The organism is Parabacteroides sp. AF48-14 (assembly GCF_003477465.1).
Taxonomy (GTDB): domain Bacteria; phylum Bacteroidota; class Bacteroidia; order Bacteroidales; family Tannerellaceae; genus Parabacteroides; species Parabacteroides acidifaciens.
The window spans coordinates 1-2,921 of record NZ_QUDI01000087.1 but is presented as its reverse complement, the minus strand read 5'-3'; the positions used below and the strand labels follow the sequence as shown (position 1 = coordinate 2,921).

The 2,921-nt window shown below is 41.5% G+C and carries 4 protein-coding genes and 1 pseudogene; 2 read left to right on the top strand and 3 right to left on the bottom strand.

Annotated elements, in window-relative coordinates; all coding sequences use genetic code 11:
• Positions 1-112: 112 nt before the first annotated feature.
• Positions 113-775 carry a radical SAM protein gene (locus tag DW083_RS21800; protein WP_122333816.1) on the top strand — a complete coding sequence of 221 codons (663 nt, stop codon included), beginning with the start codon at positions 113-115 and terminating at the stop codon, positions 773-775.
• Positions 776-1,018: 243 nt separating this feature from the next.
• A complete protein-coding gene (locus DW083_RS21795; protein WP_122333815.1) occupies positions 1,019-1,225 on the top strand; it encodes a DNA adenine methylase in 207 nt (68 codons plus the stop codon).
• A 406-nt stretch (positions 1,226-1,631) separates the two neighbouring features.
• Here DW083_RS21795 and DW083_RS21785 read toward each other — a convergent pair whose 3' ends face one another.
• From DW083_RS21785 to DW083_RS21775, 3 genes and pseudogenes are all read right to left on the bottom strand, one after another.
• Positions 1,632-2,033 carry a D-Ala-D-Ala carboxypeptidase family metallohydrolase gene (locus DW083_RS21785; protein WP_122333813.1) on the bottom strand — a complete coding sequence of 134 codons (402 nt, stop codon included), beginning with the start codon at positions 2,031-2,033 and terminating at the stop codon, positions 1,632-1,634.
• Positions 2,030-2,512: a hypothetical protein gene (locus DW083_RS21780; protein ID WP_122333812.1), complete on the bottom strand. Its 483-nt coding sequence runs from the start codon at positions 2,510-2,512 to the stop codon at positions 2,030-2,032. The genes DW083_RS21785 and DW083_RS21780 overlap by 4 nt, the downstream gene beginning before the upstream one ends.
• 65 nt (positions 2,513-2,577) lie before the next feature.
• Positions 2,578-2,921, bottom strand: a pseudogene (locus tag DW083_RS21775) (hypothetical protein); the annotation flags it as partial.

Sequence of the window (2,921 nt, the reverse complement as noted above, 5' to 3'; positions counted from 1 at the left end):
GCTTGCCTTTAATGATCCTTTAACTGCTCACATAAGAAGTAGAACCTACGATGGCATTGCTACTGCAATGGCCGAACAATGGACAGAGTATTTAATTAACATCTAACAAATCATGAATTATAAAGTATTTGAATCAAGTGATACGAACGTAAAGAAATTCGTATTTGAATGGGTAGACGAAAAGGCTATTGCCGAAGCTGTATTGTACAGATACGGAAGTTATCAGAAAAGAACAGTGATTTGTTGTTCCGTTCAATCCGGTTGTCCGGTAGGATGCCGGTTTTGCGGTACGGGAAAGTTTTTCATTCGAAATTTGACTGGTCGAGAAATCTTCGAACAGGTAAATGTGATCATGCAAACGATCGATTGTTCGCCTAACGATATTGAAAAGTTTCAGATAATGTTTATGAGCATGGGAGAGCCTTTTTTAAACTATCATGAGTTGAAAAAAGCGATAATGGCCCTTCATAATATCTATCCTAACGCCCAACTTTTGGTATCCACTTCGGCTCCAAGCGTCCTCTTTAAATATATGTCCGACTTTATAGAGTTGTCTAAGGATATTTCAAAGGTTGGTTTACAATTTTCAGTACACGAATCCACGGATGATGATAGAAGGAAGCTTATTCCTACTAACACTTGCACATTAAGGCAAATATCATCAGCTGGGGAGTTCTGGGCGGCCAACGTTGGGAGAAAGCCTACTACAATTATTGTGTACATCACGACGAGCCGGGAAAGGGTAATGATAGCCCAGGGGACGCAGATAGATTAATAGACCTATTCAATCCTAATGTGTGGGAAACTACATTATCTGTTATCTGCCAGAAAGATGAATCTGTAAATACATCAATTGGAAGACAACTTAAAACTATTGACCGATTCGCGAGATATATGACTGCAAGAGGGGCGTCGTTAAGGGTATTTAATCCGGCAGGACAAGATGATATAGGAGGTGGATGCGGGCAATTGTGGTATTTCCAAGAATGGTTAAAAGAGAACAACTAAATAGAGTCAAATGAGAACTCCAATAACATACTATGGAGGCAAGCAGCGCCTGGCCGACACCATTATATCCATGATGCCGGGACACAAATTGTACTGTGAGCCTTTCTTCGGTGGCGGGTGTTTATGCTTGCATTTGTATCAGTTTTTATGTGGCTATTTGAACGGATACGTTGGGGGCTTTTATTTTACTTCCCAGCCCCATAGGAAGCGACTATGAACAAAAGTCTACTTTTCCAATTTATAAACCATCCGGCCAACTACTATCAAAACAATAATAAATACTATTCCAATCGCCCAGCCTCCATATGAGACCTTCGTTTGCTGCCATTTGGTGAGTTGTTTTTCTACAGGATAGGGAACGGCAATAGAGTCTGTTCGACTTAAATACAAGGTGTCAACCCTATCTCTGAACTTATACAGATACTTGTACCGGTATTCAATGATAGTATCTCCCCTATCTACAATGTAAATGCTATCCTTTTGCAATATGCTATCCACTTGAACTGTGTATTTATACATAGTATCAATACGAACGCATTCTACAGGGACATACTTGATTTGTGTCCTACAGGAACATATTCCCGACACCAGGAAGATGATTAATATGACGTGCCATCCTTTCATTAGTACTTCCCTTTCAAATATTGCTTCCGATTTTCTCCGGATAGCTTCAATGACAGATGTACGAATGTACTATACTGGATACACTGATCGAAGTCAAGCCCAGACCTGCGAAGGCATTCGACCAGATACGCCGGGTGCTCACAGGCGACATCGGCGGCCTCCCCTTTCGTATGCTGGCTGGTTGGTACACCACCAACGGCTTTATTCAGTTCTGGACACCGGTAGCCACTATTAATAACCATTCTTTTCCCGTATTTTTCCCGGAGTGGTTGCAATAGGTTTACGACCAGGTTCTCAATTGCTTTCACCTCCTGCACTCCCGGATCGTTCGCGATACCTTTCTGTGTCGCGGTGCTGCTACGGGTAAACTCTCTCAATTCAAAATTTTCGCTAATTTTCATTCTTTATCCTCCTTATTATTCGTTGATTTCATGTATTCTTCCAGATAATTCACTTTGCTTAAGAACTTTACTGCCCCCACCCAGTACAAGAAAGCTATGACCTTGTTTTCGGGGAATACGGTTCTCATATTTTTCAAGCTGTTTAGACCGTAACAATAGACAACAACCCATGTTATCCAACTAACAAAAGTTTTTGTGCTGTCTTTATCCTGCTCCATCATTATGCCAACCCAAAATGCAACAGCCAGAATCAGTAGATAAATCAATAGATACACAATAGTCCTAAAAAACTTATTCTTTCTAAAGTCACAGTTATCTGCAGCCAGTCCCCAGAACATATCGATTGTCGCCATTACTGGTATCACAATAAGAAAATGCTCTATTGGTGCAAAAAAATCAAACAGAGAAGCTATTCCTGTTATGGCTATAGCTTGAAGCCAGCTACTTACATCTTGTAAATATGTGATTATCCTTTGCATGTTTTTTATTTTAGGGGTTACACCATACTTAATGAGTCTTTATACAAGACTATTTTAAACGCAATTTAAAGGCTTTTTAAAAGCAATTTAAACGCAAGCCCACACGCAATATAAGTCGTAGACAATGCTGCAACCTCGCACCAAAACATCGGTTTAGTCGACACAAAGTCCCGCCAGATATCACCGGTTACGTGCTTACTCATACCAATCACCGTGTAAACGATAAACGCAAGCCACACCGGGATAAGGACCCACCAATACGGCGTACAGCCAACCCACAGTTGAGAAGTGATCAATGTTAACGCTGCCGACCCGCAGTGGATCTTGTTGATCCAGTCATCGCGGAAATCGGGGGCCAGGCCGACCCCGATTAGGCCGATGCAGGCGGCCATTGCTAACAAGCGCATTG